Annotated in this window: 9 protein-coding genes; 5 read left to right on the plus strand and 4 right to left on the minus strand. The window is 73.0% G+C overall.

All coding sequences use genetic code 11. The features are described from left to right. Window position 1 precedes the first annotated feature (1 nt). Window positions 2-1,312: an MFS transporter gene (locus AB0C28_RS12530; protein ID WP_357843757.1), complete on the minus strand. Its 1,311-nt coding sequence runs from the start codon at window positions 1,310-1,312 to the stop codon at window positions 2-4. Between the two features lie 203 nt (window positions 1,313-1,515). Between AB0C28_RS12530 and AB0C28_RS12535 the strand changes: the two genes are divergently transcribed. Beyond that, entirely contained in the window at window positions 1,516-1,806 is a 291-nt protein-coding gene (locus AB0C28_RS12535) for a hypothetical protein (protein WP_357843755.1), read from the plus strand. Between the two features lie 65 nt (window positions 1,807-1,871). Here the strand turns inward: AB0C28_RS12535 and AB0C28_RS12540 are convergent, their stop codons facing one another. Beyond that, window positions 1,872-2,345: a GNAT family N-acetyltransferase gene (locus tag AB0C28_RS12540; RefSeq protein WP_357843752.1), complete on the minus strand. Its 474-nt coding sequence runs from the start codon at window positions 2,343-2,345 to the stop codon at window positions 1,872-1,874. A gap of 103 nt (window positions 2,346-2,448) precedes the next feature. Between AB0C28_RS12540 and AB0C28_RS12545 the strand changes: the two genes are divergently transcribed. From AB0C28_RS12545 to AB0C28_RS12560, 4 genes are all read left to right on the plus strand, one after another. After that, on the plus strand, window positions 2,449-4,365 hold the full coding sequence (locus AB0C28_RS12545; RefSeq protein ID WP_358074094.1) for a hypothetical protein: 1,917 nt from the start codon (window positions 2,449-2,451) through the stop codon (window positions 4,363-4,365). Window positions 4,366-4,471: 106 nt separating this feature from the next. Next, window positions 4,472-5,944 (plus strand): PLP-dependent aminotransferase family protein, encoded by a 1,473-nt coding sequence (locus AB0C28_RS12550; RefSeq protein WP_358074097.1) that lies wholly within the window; start codon window positions 4,472-4,474, stop codon window positions 5,942-5,944. An 85-nt stretch (window positions 5,945-6,029) separates the two neighbouring features. Further along, a complete protein-coding gene (locus AB0C28_RS12555) occupies window positions 6,030-7,007 on the plus strand; it encodes an aldo/keto reductase (RefSeq protein WP_357843742.1) in 978 nt (325 codons plus the stop codon). An 83-nt stretch (window positions 7,008-7,090) separates the two neighbouring features. Beyond that, window positions 7,091-7,405 (plus strand): hypothetical protein, encoded by a 315-nt coding sequence (locus AB0C28_RS12560; RefSeq protein WP_181306868.1) that lies wholly within the window; start codon window positions 7,091-7,093, stop codon window positions 7,403-7,405. Between the two features lie 461 nt (window positions 7,406-7,866). On the opposite strand, the gene AB0C28_RS12565 is transcribed toward AB0C28_RS12560, so the two are convergent. Together AB0C28_RS12565 and AB0C28_RS12570 are read right to left on the minus strand one after the other, a co-directional pair. Beyond that, window positions 7,867-14,061: an RHS repeat-associated core domain-containing protein gene (locus tag AB0C28_RS12565; RefSeq protein WP_358074100.1), complete on the minus strand. Its 6,195-nt coding sequence runs from the start codon at window positions 14,059-14,061 to the stop codon at window positions 7,867-7,869. A 2-nt stretch (window positions 14,062-14,063) separates the two neighbouring features. After that, a complete protein-coding gene (locus AB0C28_RS12570) occupies window positions 14,064-18,134 on the minus strand; it encodes a LamG-like jellyroll fold domain-containing protein (RefSeq protein ID WP_358074103.1) in 4,071 nt (1,356 codons plus the stop codon). Window positions 18,135-18,243: the final 109 nt, after the last annotated feature.

The raw sequence follows: 18,243 nt of genomic DNA on the forward strand, positions 1-18,243 counted from the left end.
GTCAGACCCTGGCATGGGCGAGGCTCGCCACCACGTTGACGCCGACCTTGCGGGTGTAGCACCACCAGGTCAGGGCGAAGCAGGAGACGTAGAAGACGCCGAAGGCGAGGAAGGCGGGGGCCGGGGTGCCGGCCGCGGCGAACGCCATCCCGAACGCCCGATTGATGAGGAACCCGCCGAGCGCTCCGACCGCCGAGATGATGCCGATGGCGGCCGAGGCCTGGCGCTTGCCGTACAGCAGGGCCTCCTCGCCCTCGCCGCGCTCGGCCACCGCCTTGGCCTGGAAGATGGCCGGGATCATCCGGTACGTGGAGCCGTTCCCGACGCCGGAGGTGAGGAAGAGCACCTGGAAGGACAGGAAGAACAGCCAGAAGTTGCCCGAAGTGCTGGCCGCCCAGACCAGCAGCACGCCGCCGCCCATCGCGGCGAAGTTCCACAGCGTGACCGGCGCGCCGCCGAGCCGGTCGGCCAGCCAGCCGCCGACGGGCCTGATCAGCGACCCGATCAGCGGCCCGGCGAAGGCCACCGCGGCGAACGGCGCGCCGGGGAACAGGCTCGCGCTCAGCAGCGGGAAGGCGGTGGAGTAGCCGATGAACGAGCCGAAGGTGCCGATGTAGAGGAACGACATGATCCAGGTCTGGGCCTTGCCCGCCACCGCGAGCTGTTCGCGCGGGTCGGCCTTGGCGCTGGTCAGGTTGTCCATGAAGAACCAGGCGCAGATCGCGGACACGACCACGAACGGCACCCAGAACCAGCCGGCCGCGGCCAGGCCGAGCGAGCCGATCACCAGCGGCATGACGAGCTGGACCGAGCTGACGCCGATGTTGCCGCCCGCCGCGTTCAGCCCGAGCGCGACACCCTGCCTGCCGCGCGGGTAGAAGTAGGTGATGTTGGCCATGCTGGAGGCGAAGTTGCCCCCGCCGAAGCCGGCCAGCGCCGCGATCACCAGGAACAGCCAGTACGGGGTGCCCGGATTGCCCACCGCCACGCCGAGCAGCACGGCGGGGATGAGCAGCAGCAGGGCGCTGACCACGGTGAAGTTCCTGCCGCCGAACCTGGCGGGGCCGAACGTGTAGGGGACCCGCAGCACCGAACCGATCAGGTTGGGCAGGGCGACCAGCCAGAAGAGCTGGTCGGTGGTGAACTCGTACGACCCCAGCTTGGTCGCGACGATGCTCCACAGGGTCCACACGGTGAAGCCGAGGTGTTCGGCAACGATGGAGAAGATCAGGTTGCGCCGTGCGACGCGCTTGCCTGAACTCTCCCAGAATGCTGGGTCATCGGGATGCCACTCGGCGATCCAGCGCGCCATCGACCTCTCCTACGCTCGGCGTTCCGGATTCACCACGGTAGGAAGGGCTCGTTACGCACTTTGACCCTGCGTGGCCGTGAGTTCGTTACGGGTGATTCACCGCGGTAACAAGCTCCGCACAAGCGTCACGTACGAAACATGCCGGTAATGATCGGTTACCTGTCCTCGCCTGGGGTAACAGCACTCACAGCAAGGGGGGAAACATGATCAAAAAGCTGCATCAGATGGGCGTGCGTTCCGGACACGCGTACACCGCGGGGCTGGCGTCGATCGCTCTGTCCTTCGGAACCTGGTTCATGTCCAAGAACACCGAGCGGGCCGGGCTCGACCGGGCCGACCGATGGGGGATCTTCATCGGGGAGTGGGCGCCCACGTTCTTCGCCCTCGGCGTCGCGCTGCGGATCGAGGAGACGCACCGCGACATGCAGGAAGGCGAGATGGGCGTGTTCGAACAGGCTGAGAGCACGCGGAGCCGGTCACACGCCGGCGTTTGAGCGGACGCGTCACGCGGGCCACGCCGTCGTGCGTGACCCGCGTGACGCGCGTCTGTACAGAAGTCTCAGTCGCGAAGAGTCGCCAGGCGGAGCAGCGGCTCGTCGGTCAGCCGGTAGCGGTACCAGTCGTCCTGGTTGACCGCGCCGAGCTTCTCGTAGAAGCCGATGGCCGGGTTCCAGTCGAGGACCGACCACTCCAGCCGCTGGTAGCCGCGCTCGGCGCAGATCTCGGCCAGCCGCCTCATGAGGGCGACGCCGTGGCCGCCGCCCCGGTGCGCGGGGCGTACGTACAGGTCCTCCATGTAGATGCCGTGCACGCCGCGCCAGGTCGAGTAGGTGAGGAACCACAGCGTGAAGCCGGCCACCTCGCCGTCCTGCTCGGCGATGTGGGCGAAGGCGGCGGGGTTGTCGCGGAAGAGCGTGTCGTGCAGCTGTTCCTCGGTCACGCGCACCTCGTGGGCGGCCTTCTCGTAGGCGGCGAGCTCCCGGATCATGCCGATGATCTCGGGGACGTCGGCGGGTGTGGCAGGACGAATCATGTCGTTCAGCGTACGGGCCCTTGAAACGTGCGCGGTTTCTTAGAACAGTATTCGGAGGGCCATGCCGACGCTCAATAAAGGTGACCGACAGGGGAGCGGAATCGTGAGCGTTGCGGAAGGGCTTGGCGTGCGCCCGCCGTGTGCGGAGCTCAGGCTGTCCCTCGTGCTGGGCGAGCGGGCGTTATATGTGAACGGGGACCTGCGCACCGCGCGGCGCTGGTTCGACGCGGCCTACCTCCAGGCGCAGGCGTGCGGGGACCCGCCCGCGCTGGCACGGGCGGCACTGGGGCTGGGCGGGATCTGGGTACGCGAGCACAGGACCGCTGCCGAGTCGGAGATGGTACGCGCCCGCCAGCGGCACGCGCTGTCGCTGATCGACCCCGGCTCCACGCTCGCGCAGCGGCTGCGGGTACGGATGTGCGGCGAGGCGGACTACCACAGGGGCGCCCACGACGAGATCCTGCGCCTGCTGGAGCAGGCCAGGGGCGCCGGGGACGCGGAGCTGCTGGCGGAGGCGCTGAGCCTGGCGCACCACTGCCTGCTCGGCCCCGAGCACGGGCAGCTGCGCAAGGAGCTGGCCGCCGAGCTGATCGGCCAGGCGGCCGTCACCCGGCGCAGGGGCGACCTGCTGATGGGGCTCATGTGGCGCACGGCCGATCTGTACCTGGCCGCCGACCCGCACGCGGAGCGCTGCCTGGAGGAGCTGCGCGGCCTGCTGGACGAGCAGCCCCACCTGGCGGTCGGCTACGTGGCCGCCGCGATGCGGGTCATGCTCGCCATCAGGGCGGGCCGCTTCGAGGAGGCGGAGCGGCTGGCCGGCGAGTGCTACGAGCTCGGCGTGACGGCGGGCGACGTGGACGCGACCGGCTGGTACGGCGGCCAGCTCGGCGCCGTCCGCTGGTACCAGGGCCGCGTGGCCGAGCTGCTGCCCGCGATGGCCGACCTGGCCAGCTCCCCCACGCTCAGCCCCATCGACAACTCCTACCTGGCCGGGCTGGCGCTGGCCGCGGCCGTCTCCGGCGACCGCCGCCAGGCGGCCGGCCACCTCGCCCGGCTGCGCGGCCGGGACCTGGGTGCCCTGCCGAGCTCCAGCACGTGGCTGCTGTCGATGTACTGCGTCGTGGAGACCGCGCACCTGCTCGGGGACGCCGAGACGGCCGCCCGCGCGTACACGCTGCTGAGCCCGTACGCGCATCTGCCGATGGTGGCCAGCCTCGGCGTGGCCTGCTTCGGCTCGACGCACCACTCGCTGGGCATGGCCGCGCTCACCCAGGGCGACCTCGACCTCGCCGTACGGCACCTGCGCGCGGCCGTGCACGACAACCTGGCGCTGAGCCACTGGCCGGCCGCCACGCTGTCGCGCTGCCGGCTCGGACAGGCGCTGGCCCTGCGCGACGGCCCCGCGAGCGAGGCGGCGCGGGCGGAGCAGGCCGCCGCCGCGCGGGAGGCCAGGGAGCTGGGCATGGTGCTGCCCGCCGCCGGGCGGGCCGGCGGCGCAGGCGGCCCGTGCCGGTTGCGCCGCCACGGGCGGCACTGGCAGGTCGAGCTGGGCGGGCGGGTGGCGCTGGTCGATCACAGCGTCGGCATGGGTCACCTGGCCACGCTGGTCGGCAACCCCGGGCGCGAGATCCCGGCCGCCGACCTGGCGGCGGGCGCGTGCCGGCCGGCCGGGCAGGGCGATTCGGCCCAGCCGATGCTCGACGACCTGGCCAGGGACACCTACCGGCAGCGGCTGGCCGAGCTGCAGGAGGAAATCGACGAGCTGGAGTCGATGCACGACCTCGAACGCGCGGCGGCGGTGCGGCTGGAACGCGAGTGGCTGATCAGCGAGCTGGCGGCGGCGACGGGCATCGGGGGGCGGGCGCGGCCGTTCGCGGACGGCGACGAGCGCGCCAGGATCGCCGTCGGCAAGGCGATCAGGCGGGCGCTGGCCCGGATCGAGGCCGTGGACGCGGTGATCGGCGAGGAGCTGCGCGCGTGCGTGCAGACGGGGGTGCGCTGCTCGTACCGGCCGCGATGATCCCTCGTATGGGTCCTGCGTCTGGGTGGTGGATGGAACGCCGGTGGAACGGGATGGCACGCCTGAGGGGAGGGGCCACGTTCCGACATTCACTGGGGGATCATCCATGCGTCATCCGCAAGGGCTCAACTTCGCGATCACTCTCGACCGCGACCTGCCGGAGCCGCTGCAGGAGCAGCTCGCCGCCCAGCTCCGCGCCGCCATCCGGCACGGGCGGCTGGCCGCCGGCGCCCGGCTGCCGTCCACCCGCACCCTGGCCGCCGTACTCGGGACCTCGCGCGGCGTGGCCCTGACGGCGTACCAGAGACTGCTGGCCGAGGGGTATGTGAACGGCCGCCACGGCTCCGGCACCTACGTCGCGCGCCCCGCCGCCGGCCCGCCGGTCCGGGAGCCGGAGCGTTCCACCGAGACGGTCATCGACCTGCGCGCCGACCTGCCCAGCACGCAGGGTTTCCCGCCGGCCGAATGGCGGGCGGCCTGGCGGCGGGCCGGCGAGCGGGCCGCGCTCCTCGGCGAGCCGCCCGCCGCCGGGCTGCCCGCGCTGCGCGCCGCGATCGGCGCCCACCTGCGCGGCACGCGCGGCCTGGTGCTCGACGGCCACGACGTGATCGTCACCGCCGGGACCGCCGGCGCGCTCGCCCTGGCCGTGCGGGCGCGGGGCGGGCCCGATCCCGTCATCGCCCTGGAGGATCCCGCGCCGCCCTGGCTCAGGGGCGAGCTGGCCCGGCTCGGCACCGTGCTGCCCCTTCCCGCCGACGGCTCGGGCGCCCGCCCCGACCTGATCCCCCGCTCCTGCGACATCGTGGTGGTCCTGCCGGAGCGCGGCGTCCCGTACGGCACCCGCATGCCGCTCGACCGCCGCCGTGCCCTGGCCGCGTGGGCCCGCGACAGCGGCGGGCTGGTGGTGGAGCCGGCCTTCGACGGCCGGTTCGGCGCCGCGCCCGACCCGCTGCCCAGCGTGCTGGCGCTCGGGGACCCGTGGTGCACCGCCATGACGGGCTCGTTCCGCGACCTCCTGACGCCGGCGCTCCGGCTGTCGTTCGCGGTGCTGCCGCGCCGACCGGCCGGAGAGCTGGAGCGGGACCTGAGCACGGGCACGGGCGCGGGCGTTACGGGCGTTACGGGCGTTACGGGTGTGAGCATGGCAGGCGCGGGCCCGGCGGGCGCGGGGTGGGAACGGGCGGCGGTCACGTGTCAGCTCGCGCTCACCGAGCTGCTGGCGTCGGGCCGTGTGGCCAGGCGGGCGGAGCAGCTCTCGCTCCTGTACGGCGCCAAACGAGCGCTCGTCCGCCAGGCACTCGGGGCGTACCCGGGCACCCGCCTGCTGGGCACGCACTCCGGCGCCTCGGCCGCGCTCCTGCTGCCCTCCTCCGTCCCGGCCGAGTCGGTGGTCCGGCTGCTGCGGGCCCGCCGGGTCCACGTGGCGGAGCTGGCCGCGTTCCACCATCCCGGGCGCCCGCCCCGCAACGGGATCGCTTTCAGCTTCGGGCGCCTGGACGGGGTCACGCTGCGCCGGGCCGTGCACACGATCGCGCGCACGCTCGACGATCACCGCCTGGCCCGCAGGACTGCCGCCTGACCGGGTCCCGGACGGCCCGGGTACGAGGCAGCACCCACGATCCGCGACACTGGGTGCTGCTCACGTACGAGAAAGGGTGACGACCATGGAACAGCGCGTGTTGGGACGTACCGGACGCCAGGTCGGCGTGGTCGGCCTCGGCGCCTGGCAGCTTGGCGCCGACTGGGGCCAGATGACGGAGGACGAGGCGCTGGCCACGATCCAGACGGCGGTGGACGGAGGCGTCACCCTCATCGACACCGCCGACGTGTACGGCGACGGGCGCAGCGAGCGCATCATCGGCCGCTTCATCAAGGACCACCCGGGACTCTTCGTGGCCACCAAGATGGGCCGGAGGATGGACCAGGTCCCGGAGAACTACGTGCTGGAGAACTTCCGGGCCTGGAACGAGCGTTCCCGCCGCAACCTGGGCATGGACACGCTCGACCTGGTCCAGCTGCACTGCCCGCCCAGCTCCGTGTTCTCCTCTGACGCCGTCTACGACGCCCTGGACACGCTGGTGTCGGAGAAGAAGATCACCGCGTACGGCGTGAGCGTGGAGACCTGCGAGGAGGCGCTGACCGCCATCGCCCGCCCCGGCGTGGCGACGGTACAGATCATCCTCAACGCGTTCCGGCTCAAGCCGCTGGAGCGGGTCATCCCGGCCGCGCGGGCCGCCGGGGTGGGCATCATCGCGCGGGTCCCGCTGGCCAGCGGGCTGCTGTCGGGCAAGTACGACGAGAACACCACGTTCGCCGACAACGACCACCGCACCTACAACCGGCACGGCGAGGCGTTCGACGTCGGGGAGACCTTCTCCGGCGTCGACTTCGCCACCGGCCTGGAGGCGGTGCGCCGCCTGGCTCCTCTGGTGCCCGAGGGCATGACGATGGCCCAGTTCGCGCTGCGCTGGGTGCTCGACCAGGAGGGCGTCTCGATAGTCATCCCCGGCGCGCGCAACCGGGCCCAGGCCGCCGGCAACACCTCCGCCGCCGCGCTGCCGCCGCTGGACGCCGCCACGCTCGACGCGGTGCGCGACGTCTACGACGAGCTGATCCGCCCGCAGGTGCACGACCGCTGGTAGCCCATTGACGCCGTCGCCCACTTTTAGGAAACTTTCCTAAGCATTCTCGCCCGCTCCACCCTTCCCCCCCACGAGGAGCCATCATGCACGCGAGAAGAAGGTGGGCGGCCGGCGCCGCCTCGGCCACCCTGACCACCGCCCTGCTCATCGCGGCCTCCCCCGCCGCCTCCGCGACACCCACCGGATGCACGGCCCAGTTCGCCACCGAGACGCGCGGGGCGTACAGTCTGTGCACCTCGGGCACCGGCGAGCACCGCATCCGCGTCCTGCAGCGCCACTTCCTGCCGGAGGTCGGGCTCATCCCGATCGAGGGCCCGTGGCAGCCCGTCGGCACGGTGTCCTACACGGGCATCACGCCGCACACGACGGTCAGCATGTGGGTGGAGACCCGGGGCTGACCCGCACGGATTGAGATCCGGCCCGGACCAGCAGAGGCACCGTCAAGCGGCGGCAGGTCTGGTGGCCTCTCGGCCACCGCCACCCATCTCGCTGTCCGGGCCGGACCCTCCGCCGGGGAACAGCCGTCCCCGGGGATGCGTACCTCCACATTCGCCCTCCTGAGGCACTCAGGCAAGAGGGGAACAGGGGCCGCTTTACAGAAGTGCCCGCCGCGCTCATGATGAGGCCACGCGCGCGTCTCGGGGCACCTCGGGTGGACGCGCTGCTCAACGGGGTTCCTCTTCGCGGGCGTGCCCGGCGACTTCGTGCTCTGCGCGGGCCGGGGCGTGGTGCCGCCGGCGTTGCGGCAGGTGTACCTGTACTCGATCCGCTCGGGCGCCTCGGTGGCCTGCCCGGTCTGAGAAAGCGAACGGCGGCCGGATGAGTGGTCATCCGGCCGCCGCTCAGAGCGGGCGATCCGTCAGCGGATGCCCAGATCCGTCCACTTGAGGAGATAGCCGGAGTTGACGTTGGCGTTGAGCCAGGCACCGCCGAGGCTGGCGCGGGCGCCGACCCCGTAGCTGGCCTGGATCGAGTGGTTGACCTCCATCTTGTCGTTCACCTCGGCCGAGAGGCCCTTCACGCCGCCGCCGGCGCCGACGAACAGCTCGGGACCGACGTCCACCGATCCGGTGATCCCGTTGTTGACCTCGACGGCGTTCTCCGTGCTCAGCCTGGCGACGACGGCGACGCTGGCTCCGGCGCCGAGCTCCACGCCGACCTTGGCGCCTCCACTGACGGTCACCCCTTGGTTGTCCCAGTTGACGCAGGCGTTGACACCGACCGTGACGATGACGCCCTTCGTCGACTCGACGCACACCGAGCCCGACTGGTATTTCGCCAGGTTCGTGACCTCGATCAGGCCGTGGTCGGCCATCGCCTTCTGGACCCGTTCCGTCTTGCGCTGCTGCGCGAGCCGGGCCGCCTGCCAGCTCGTCAAGCCGCTGGCCGGGCCCCGGCCCGGCTTGTGCAGGCAGCCCCGGTAGCACTCGCCGTCCGGCGCGTTCCTGGTCTTGCCTCGGGCCAGGCCGACCGCGCGGCCGGTGACCCGGCTGGCCGGCCCCCGACCGGGCTTGTACCGGCAGCCGCGGCTGCACTCGCCGTCCGGGGAGTTGGCCGTGCGGCCCGTGGCCGGGGCGTACGGCCGGTAGTGCAGGGTGCTGGCCGGGCCGGTGCCCGGCTTGTACGCGCAGCCCCTGTCGCACTCGCCGTCGGGCGCGTTGCGGAAGGCCAGGCCCTCCGGGTCGCTGAAGGTGACCGGGTTCTGGCCCGCGTAGGCGTACGGGGCGAGCTGCTGCGGGTCGCCCGGGTGCAGCAGCGGGTCGGGGGACAGGAAGACGCCGGTGGCGGTGTCGTAGTCGCGCACGCCGAGCCTGGTCAGCCCGGTGGCGGCCTCCTTGGCGCCGTTGACGAAGGCGCGGTCGCCTGGCCAGGACGGCGGCTGCGCGCCGCGCGGGACGCCGAACGGGTCGAAGCGGCGCTTGGAGGTCGCCCACGTGGCCGCGTTGACGGCCAGCTCGGGTGTGCCGTTGCGGTCGGCCATCAGGTAGCTCACCCCGGCGGCCGTACGTGCCGCCATGGTGCTGTCGCCGTGCCGGTAGAACCGGGTGCCGGTGAGCTTGCCCGACGCGGTGTCCAGGCGGAGCGTGCCGCCGGGCAGGTGGAGCGTGGCGCCCGCCTTGTCCCGGCTGATCAGCAGGCCGCCGTCGGGGGCGTACACGCGGTCCGCGCCGCCGTCCGCCGCGCCCTGCTCGCTCACCTCGGTCATCAGCCCTTCGGCGTCCCAGTCCAGGGTGCGCTCACCCGCGGCGCTCCGCCAGCCGACGACGTTGCCGGCGGCGTCGTGCTCGTAGGTGTCGGTCCTGTTCCCCGCCGGGCCGGTGACCTCGACGGACGTAGGGGCGTGCGGACGGGCCTCGCCCGCGCCGGGGTACTCGGTCCTGCTGACGGTGTCCTGGGCGCCGCCGAGGCCGTGCCTGGTCTCCGTCAGCCGCCTGCCGATGTCGTCGTAGGTGAAGCCGGACCAGTAGGGCGCGGGGCCGCCGGTGGCGCCGGGCCCGGCCGCGCAGTCCGCCGGCGGGGTCCACGCCTCGGTGAGCCGCCGGTAGCGGTCGTAGCGGAAGCACTGGACGTCGCGGGCGGCGCCGGCCAGGGCGTCGTCGATCTTCGTCACGTTGCCGGCCGGGTCGTACTCGTACGTGGTGTCGTCGACCTTGAGCGCGCCTGCCTTCTCCTGCTCCACCAGGGAGCGGGTCAGCCGCCGGGTGGCGGGGTCGTAGTACTGCGAGTGCCAGATCAGCGGCTGGTCCTGGTCGCCGAGGTGTAGCTGGGTGGGCTCGCCGAGCTCGGTGTAGGCCGTCTTGCTCACGTACTTGGCCGCCCCGCTGACGGTGTTGAGAGCCCCCAGGCTGTCGTAGGTGTAGACGAGGGTCTCGGCGCGCAGGTCGCCGATGGCGGGCATGGCGACCGAGGCGGTGCTGCCGTCGGCGAGGAAGGTGCTGGTCGTGGTGTACGTCCCGACCAGGCCGCCCTCCGCCGGGGGGATGACGATCGACTGACCGGTGATGCGGTAACCCGCGTCGTAGCCGGTGATGGCGTTGACGTAGGCGTTCGCTCCCGCGTACCTGGTCACCGAGGTGAGCCGGCCCTTGGCGAGCGTGTCGTACACCCATTCGGCGAGCGTCGGGCCCTGCGGGCCGTCGCGGCGGGTGGCGACGCGGCGGCCGAGGTCGTCGTAGACGTGCGCGATCGTCCGGCCGCGCGCGTCCGTCGTGCTCACCAGCCGGCCCGCCGCGTCGTAGGCGTGCTCGGTGTGCCCCTTGTCGGGGTCGTGGGAGCCGGTCCTGCGGCGCCGCGCGTCGTAGTCGAAGCGCCATTCGTTGCCGTCGTCGTCACGGATGGAGGCGAGGTCGCCTGCCTTCGTGTACGTGTAGCGGGTGGCGGTGTAGGCGCCCGACGGCTTGTCCGAGTCGTACTGGCGCAGCTCGGTGGTCTGCCCGCGCGCGTCGGTGTAGGTCGCCGTGGGCGTGTCGCCCGAGGGCGGCGTCACCGCGACGTGGTCGCCGCCGTACTCCGTCCTCGTCTCGGACTTCTTCTGGTTGAACGCCTCCAGCTTGGCCAGCACCTCGCGCCCGGCGCCGTCGTACTCGGTGACGGTCTGGCTGGGAATGAGCGTGTCGTCCTGGGGCGCGAGCAGCGCGCCGCCGGCCGCGCCCGCCACGTGGTAGGCCGCGTTGGCGCGGGTCACCAGGCCGCGGGCGTTGTAGTGGGTGTCGGTGACCACCCTGCCGCCGCCCCAGGTGGGTTCCTGGGTCTGGCGGGGCCGCAGGAAGCCGTCGTAGAGGGCGTAGGCGGCGACGTGGTTGCCGTTGGCCCGCATGGACTCGGTCGCCACGTAGGTCGCGCCGTCGGGACGGACGACGTAGGTGTGGCGCGTGTTCGGGCTCTGGTTCGCCGCCGCTGACCTGCCGGGCAGCCACACCGCCGCCAGCCGGCCGAGCGCGTCGTAGCGCAGGTCGGTGCGCCGCTGGTTGGGGTCGACGACGGTCTCGGCGACGCCGAGCAGCTGGTGCATGGTCGTGGTCGTCGCGTGTCCCAGCGCGTTGGTCGTGACCACGGTCCGCGGCAGGCCGGTGGTCGGCGTGTAGACGGTCGTGGTCGCGCGGTCCAGCGCGTCGTGTGCGGTGAGCACCCGGCCGTAGACGTCGTGGGTGGCGCGGCTGGTCGTCACCCAGCGCGGCTCCCCGTTCTCGTAGGATTTGACCTCCTCGACCTTGGTGACGTCACCGGCCGTGACCTGGCCGAGGTCCTTGCCGTCGTAGTAGGTCCGCACGTCGGAGATGCCGTCCTCGGGGAAGCGGGGCGTCGCGTCGCACGCCGTCCCGTACGTCCGCACCCGGCTCGGCAGGGAGAGCAGCCACGCGCCGGTGTCGCGGGCGTAGGTGGTCTCGGTGCAGCGGTCGTCCGCGGCGATGGAGGTGTCGCCGCGGTCGTTCACCTTGACGGGCTGCCCCGCGTCGTCGTACGCGGTGCGCGTCTCGGTCTCCCGCCACCCGCCCGCGGCCAGCGCCGTGCGGGTGGTCGTCCGCTCCACCAGCACCCGGTGGGCCTTGAGCGGGCCCTGCGTGGCGGTCAAGCGGGTCAGCGGGTCGTGGATGGCGTGCGCCACCACCGGCCCGCCCGCCCCGTTGTAGGTGGTCTGCTCGCGCAGGAAGCCGGCGAGTTGCGGGTCGTCGGCCAGCGTGCCGCCGCGCGAGTCGGTCACCGACGCCGAGCGGGTGCCGCCGCCCGCGCGCCGGTCGCCGTTCATGCCGCGGAAGAACTGGTAACGGGTGGCGTTCTCCTTCGCGTCGCCGGGGTTACGCGGGTCGCCCTGGCGTACGCGCACCTTCTCGTAGCCGCGCCAGCCGGTCCACGAGCGGTACTCGGCCTTGACGAACGGGTCGTCGTTGTACGCCCAGGCGGCGCCGCCCTCGTAGTCGTAGCTGGTGTACTCGGTCGCCGCGCCGCCGGTCCGATCGATCCTGGCGACGTTCGCCACCACGTACTTGTGGAACCAGTCGTCGATCGGGCCGCTCAGCTGCGGCGCCCACCGTACGGGGAAGCAGCGCTTGCCGTTGTCGTCGGGAACGGGCAGCGCGTTCGCGGCGCACTCGCCGGAGCTGTAGGTGACCACCGTCTGCCCGCCCGACTCGTTGTTGACCGCGTACAGGCGGAACTTCTTCATCGGCGGCAGGCCGTCGGGCGTGGAGTCGACCCGGTTGGGCAGGGCGACGCCGTCGAAGGTGACGGGCGGCAGCGCGGCCTGCCCGCCGGCCAGGCCGGTGCGGGTGACGGAGCTCAGCCACAGGGCCGGGCTGGTGCCGTCGTCGGGCTTGGGGTAGGCGTGCGTGAACGTCCAGCGATCGACGTCACGGTAGGCCGTGCCGTCCCAGACCTGGCTGGTGACGGCGGACAGCCGCTTGGTGGTCCAGAAGGTCGGGGTCCACTGGTCGCGGCAGGTCGCCGCCTCGCAGTTCAGGTCCCAGGGGACGTCCGGCCAGCTCTCCTTGGTACGGGCGGCGCAGTCGGCGCCGGGCAGGCAGCGGTCGGCGGGCGTGAAGACCAGTTGCGCGGGGGCCTTGGTCACGCCGTCGCGGGTGCCGTACTCGATCCTGGCCAGCGTGCCGGCGCGGGTGTAGACCACCTTGTCGGCGCCGAGGTTGGCGCCGTAGGCGTTGTCCTCCTTGGTGTAGAAGTAGGTCATCGTGTTGCCGTGCCGGTCCACGACGCGGTCGAGGTTCCACCGCCACGCCTGCGGGCAGCGCGAGGCGGCGAAGGTGGCCGCCGCGCACGGCTCGCCGGGCTGGTTGCCGTAGACCGGGACCGTCCAGGCCGACTGCGTCTCGGCTCGCGAGCCGAAGAAGTACTGGGTGCCGTCGACGGTCGTGACCTTCCAGTGCTCGCCGTCGTCGTCGCCGTTGGGCGCCCCGGTGAGCCGCTCCACCCGGGTGCCGTCGTCGTCCTTGGGCCGCCAGGCCCGCTGGCCCTCGTCGTAGACCAGCGCCCCTGAGTGGCCGCTGAGCGACATGGTGGCGTTCTGCCCGGCCCAGCACTGGTCGTAGGTGGACGGGCTGCCGCCGCCGGTGTCGTCCGCGCACGTCTTGTAGCGCCGCTCGACGAAGCCCGGCCACAGATTCCAGCCCTCCCCCAGCCAGGACGTCTGGTTGTTGGTGGTGGCCACGCGGCCGTCCACGGCACTGGAGGTGTAGGACACCGACAGGTCCGGCTGGAGGCCGCCCGGCACGTCCGGCGCGGCGAGCGGGTAGCTCCAGGAGAAGTCGCCGGTCTGCAGCGACACGTCCCACGAGCCCGACGGCGCCAGCGAGGTCGCGGCGTAGTCGCCGGAGCCGCCGGACGGCGCGGCGGCCAGGGCCAGCGTGGCGTCCTGCGCCCCGGCCTCGGCCAGGGCGCGCAGCCTGCCGTTCTTCACGTCGTTGCGGCTGCGCAGCGCGGACGGGCGGCACCGCGCGGACCCGGCGTCGGCCGGCGCGCAGTCCGGGATGCGCAGCAGCCGCAGGCGCGAGGCCCAGTCTCCGCCGTACGCCTGGCGGAACGCGGAGTAGTCGACGGTGAGCGCGACCTGGCCCGTCGTGCTCTGCCCGTCGCTGCGCCGTACGCGTAACAGCAGCCCGGGGACGCCGGCCGCCTCGGCCTGCGCCCGGTCGAGCACCTCCACCCGGACGGCGCCCACGCCGCCGGCGGCGCTCTTGCGCGTCGTGCCGGGCACGACCTCGGGGGCGGCCACCGAGACCGGCAGGTCTCCTGCCTGCTGCTCCCCTCCCCCGGCGGCGGGAACGGTGACCTCGGCCGTCCCGGCGGCGGGCCAGGCAACGGGCGGGGTGCCGGTCATGGCGTGCTTGGCGACGTTGTCCTCGCCCACCGGCTTGACCGGCACCGCCACGACGGGGACCGGCGGTTCGCTCTGCGGCGGGGTGGGCTGGAGGTCGGCGCGTGCCCCCACGGCGGACGCCGGCTGCGCCGCCGTGATCGTCAGTGAGGCCGGTAGCAGGAGTAAGGCGGCCAGCGCCGCCCCCGCCCGGCGAAGACGCCGGGCCGGTGACTGAGAGTGAATCATGCTCACGCTCCCCAACGGGTGATGACGTATCCCAAGGTCCGTACGGTGGTCTGGCCTTCGCAGCCCGCGTCGTCGGACTCGAAGCGCTCGCCGGTCTCCGTGTCGCGGCAGGCGTGGATCAGCGTGCTCAGCGCGTTCGGCGGCGGCTCCGACCAGACGTTGCCGATCCAGAAGACGGTGGTCGCGCCCTCGCAGGTGCTGCCCAGGTCGAGGTACTCGTCCTCGCCCGCGCGGCAGCGCAGCAGCCCCCTGGCGCCCGGAGAGTCACGCAGCGTCACCAGGCCGAGCGAGGTGCCGACCCGGTAGGTGGCGCCGGGCGACCTGGCCTCGGCGATCCGGCCGTGGGGCCGGTCCTGCTGGGCGTACTGGTTGAGGTGGGCGTAGGGCAGGGTGTAGCCGAGCAGCCGGTCCACGGTGTTGTTCTCGCAGTTGTCCGCCGAGGAGTCGAAGTACTGGCCCGTGATCGGCGACCGGCACCGGTAGACCGCCATGGTGGTGACGCCGTCCGGCGGGTCGGCGTAGACGGAGCCGAGCTCGGCCAGCGGGGTGCCGTGCTCGCACTCCGGGTCGGTGGAGGTGAAGGTGTCGATGCCGGTGCCGGCGCAGGCGTACAGCTTGTGGGTGCCCGGGGCGCCCTCGGGTGCGAGCGTCCCGAGGGAGATCTCCAGGTAGTAGCCGGGCGGCACCGGCCCGGTGCTGGTCAGGCGCTCGAAGTCGTGGTCGGCGTACCTGCTGAGCTGGCCGGGGTAGGCGGAGTCGCGGCGTACGACCGGGTTGTAGTACTCCTCGCGGATCTGGTCGTCGGTGCGGACGCCGTTGTGGACGCGTACGTTGTCGATGAGCCCGATCCACCGCTCGGCGGGCGCGCCGGCGATCTTGGACCGGCCGATCTGCAGGCCGCCCGACGACGGCCAGCCGCCGGTGAACGGCACGTCGCCGTCGATCTCACCGTTGACGTACAGCCGCAGCCGGCCTGCCGCGGCGTCGCGCACCGCCGTGAGGTGCGTCCACTCGCCCGCGACGGCGGGCCCCGCGGACTCCGCCCGGCTGAACCCCGTGCCGTCGGCGTCCGCGTTCGGCACGCTGATGCTCCACTTGCCGCTTTCGATGCGGTATTTGAGGCCGAAGCCGCTCCCGCGCACGCCGTCCTGGGTGAGGATCGCGCGGGTGCCGTCTCCCGTCCGGTCGAGCCTGACCCACGCCGAGACCGTGTAGCTGGCCTCGGTACGCAGGACGGCGGCCGCGGTGGACAGGTAACCGGTGCCGTCGAGCCGCACCGCGCGCCCGAGCTTGCCGTCCGCCCAGGTGACGCCGCCGGTGGCGGTCATCGAGCGGTGGTTGCCCGACAGGTCCGCGCCGGAGCCCTCCAGCGGCCACAGCCCCTCGTCGGTGGCCGGTGCGGTGGCGAGGTCGTGGATCTCCGCCTCGCCGAGCACCCGGTCGTAGAGCCGGACCTCGTCCACGCCGCCCGGCCAGAAGTCGACCGGCTGCCCGTCGTGCTTGGCCCTGCCGATCTGCACCGCCCCGTCCGCGTGCCACGGCGTGGCGTGCGTGGCCGTGGCGGCCCGCGCGCCGTTGACGTACAGGCGCATCTCCTTGCTCGCCAGGTCGAACACGCCGGTCAGGTGTGTCCAGACGCCGGCGGCGGCCGGGCCCGACGCCACCGCCCGGTCGGCGGGCGGCTGCAGCTCGTCGCGCCGCAACATCGAGAAGGCCCAGTTGCCGCTCATCGTGTACTGCAGGTAGAAGCCGCTGCCCGTCTTGGCGTCCTGGCTGACCGCCGTGCGGTAGCGGCCGTCCGCGTTCTCCAGGCGCACCCACGCCGAGACGGAGAAGCTCTGGTCGGTGCGTACGGCGGAGCCGCCCGAGGCCGCCACGTGGCCGGTCGAGCCGTCCATGCGCAGCGCGTCGCCGTGCCGGCCGACGCCCCACGCCGCGCCCTTCGGCGCCGAGCCGGTGTTGGTGACCGTGCCGTCCTTGCCGCCGCCCGACACGTCGGGCACCCGGACGTCTGAGGTCCTGCCGTCCATCCGCCAGTGGCCGACCGGCGGGGTGCCCCGGCCCACGGCGAAGTGGTACTGCTTGCGGAACTCGACCGCGCCGACGTTCCCCGCCCGGTCGATGCTCTGCACGTACAGGTCGTGCGGGCCGGCGTCGGGCGGCGTCAGCAGGACGGAGGCGCTGCCGCCCGGCCGGTCGGCGTTCGCGAAGGCGGGCGGGGCGTTGTCCAGGCGGTACATGAAGCGGGTGACGTCAGGGACGCCGTTCGCCGACAGGGTGAAGGCCGCCGTCCGTCCGGCCGCTCCGCCGATGTCGTCCTCCGGGTAGGTGGCCGAGCCGACATGCGGCGCCCGGTCGGGCGCGTCCTGGTCCACCGTCACGTCGCACCACTGGCTGAACGGCCCCCAGTCCAGGCCGTCCGAGATCCGGGCCCGGTAGGCGATCTTGCTGCCGTTCGTGAAGGCTCCGGTGGGGAGGGTGATGCTGAACTGGCTGCCGGACGGCTTCTGCAGCGTGGTCGTGTCGCCCTTCTTCCCGCCGAAGCGGACGTACCACTCGAACTGCACCGAAACGGCCAGGCCGTCGGGGTCCGCCGCCGTGGCGCGCAGCGTCGGCGTGGGCGTGAAGACGTACGGCTCGTTCGGCTCGACGGCGCAGGCGCGGTTCTCCGCCGACAGGCCGGCGGGCGCGCCGGGGACCCGGTTGTAGCCGACGACCAGCGTGGCGCTGGAGGCGAACCGCTTCCAGGCCCACCCGTCGTTCTCGTCGCCGGCCACCAGCGCCACCGTGGTCGTGGGGCTGGAGGCCCAGACGGCGTTGCGTACCGCGATGACGGCGTCGAAGCCCAGGTTGCGGGCGGGGCAGGCGGCGCTGTAGCCGTAGGCGACGTTGTGGCTCCCGAGCACGATGCCGCGCCAGGGCTGGTTGTTCCAGGTCAGGCCGCTGTCCACCCGCCCGGCCTCCTGGGCGTGCACCCACCTGGGCTCACAGGAGTAGGAGTGCACCTCGGGGATGTTGAACTCCGCACTGCGGATGACCGCGCCGAACAGCGGCGAGACGTCGAACTGGAAGTAGGCGCGGGCCGCGTCGATGTCGCCACAACGGGAGTCGATGCACCGGCCGATCTTGGCGAAGCCGTCGCCGTCGCCGCCCCAGGCGCGGGTGTTGCCCATCCCCCGGTAGACGTTGCCCCAGCCGGCCGGGCCGCTGCCCCAGTCGGGGTCGATGAACAGCGGGAACTGAGCCTTCGGGTCGGTGAGCAGTTCCTGGTCGGGGGTCAGCGTGAGGTGGTCCGCGCCGGCCTTCACCTCCACCGGGGCCCGCCTGCCGCCGGACTCCGCCATGGCGCGGGCGGTGCCGCCGCCGGAGGCGTCCCACATCGTCGCGGGTGCGGCCTGGAAGGCGACGCCGCCGTCCTTGCCGGTCGCCACCAGCGCGCCGGTGCCGGTCTCGCGTACTTTGACGCCGGCCGTCTTCATCCCGAACCTGATCTCGGCGAGCCGCGGGTCGCGCGCGGCCTCGGCCGTCCTGACCACCAGCACGTGCGTGAAGCCGCGCGGGGTGGCCCGCACGGTGAGGTCCACCTCAGGCAGCACCTCACGGTAGGTGGCGGTGTCGCCGTCCAGCACCGGCTCGGGCAGCTTGCCGGGCCAGGTCAGCTCGACCCTGGCAGCGCTGTCACCGAACCGGACCAGCGGGCCGTCGCCGCCTCCGCTCAGCCGCAGCGGCGTGGCCGCGACCTCCGGGGCCACGTCGCCGTCCTCGGTGACGCGCAGGTCGAGGTCGAGCGGCGCCCATGCGCCGTTCTTGCGGCCTCTGACGGGCTCCGCGGTCAGCTCCGCGGTGAAGGTCCCGTCCGGGTTCGCGTACACCTTGCGGGCCGGGCCGGTCTCCTCCGGCACCTCGACGCGCTTGCCCGAGGCGCGCGCCCGCTCCGCCGGCGACGGGTCACGCGCGATGCTGTCGTGCGCCCTGCCGCCGGTCGCGCCGGCCAGGTCCCCGGCCGCTGCCGGCGGGCCCGCCAGCAGCGCCGGGACCAGTAATAAAGCCAGGACGCCGTGCCATGAAGCCATGTAACCCCCAGGTCATGACCGTTCCGCCGCATGCGGACGGAACGACGAATGGATCGTGGACAGCCGTCCGCTCGTGCACGCCCGCTCAAGGCTCGGCGCGGGCACCGCT

It is taken from the genome of Nonomuraea sp. NPDC048892, from assembly GCF_040649735.1.
In the GTDB taxonomy this organism is placed as follows: Bacteria; Actinomycetota; Actinomycetes; order Streptosporangiales; family Streptosporangiaceae; genus Nonomuraea; species Nonomuraea maheshkhaliensis.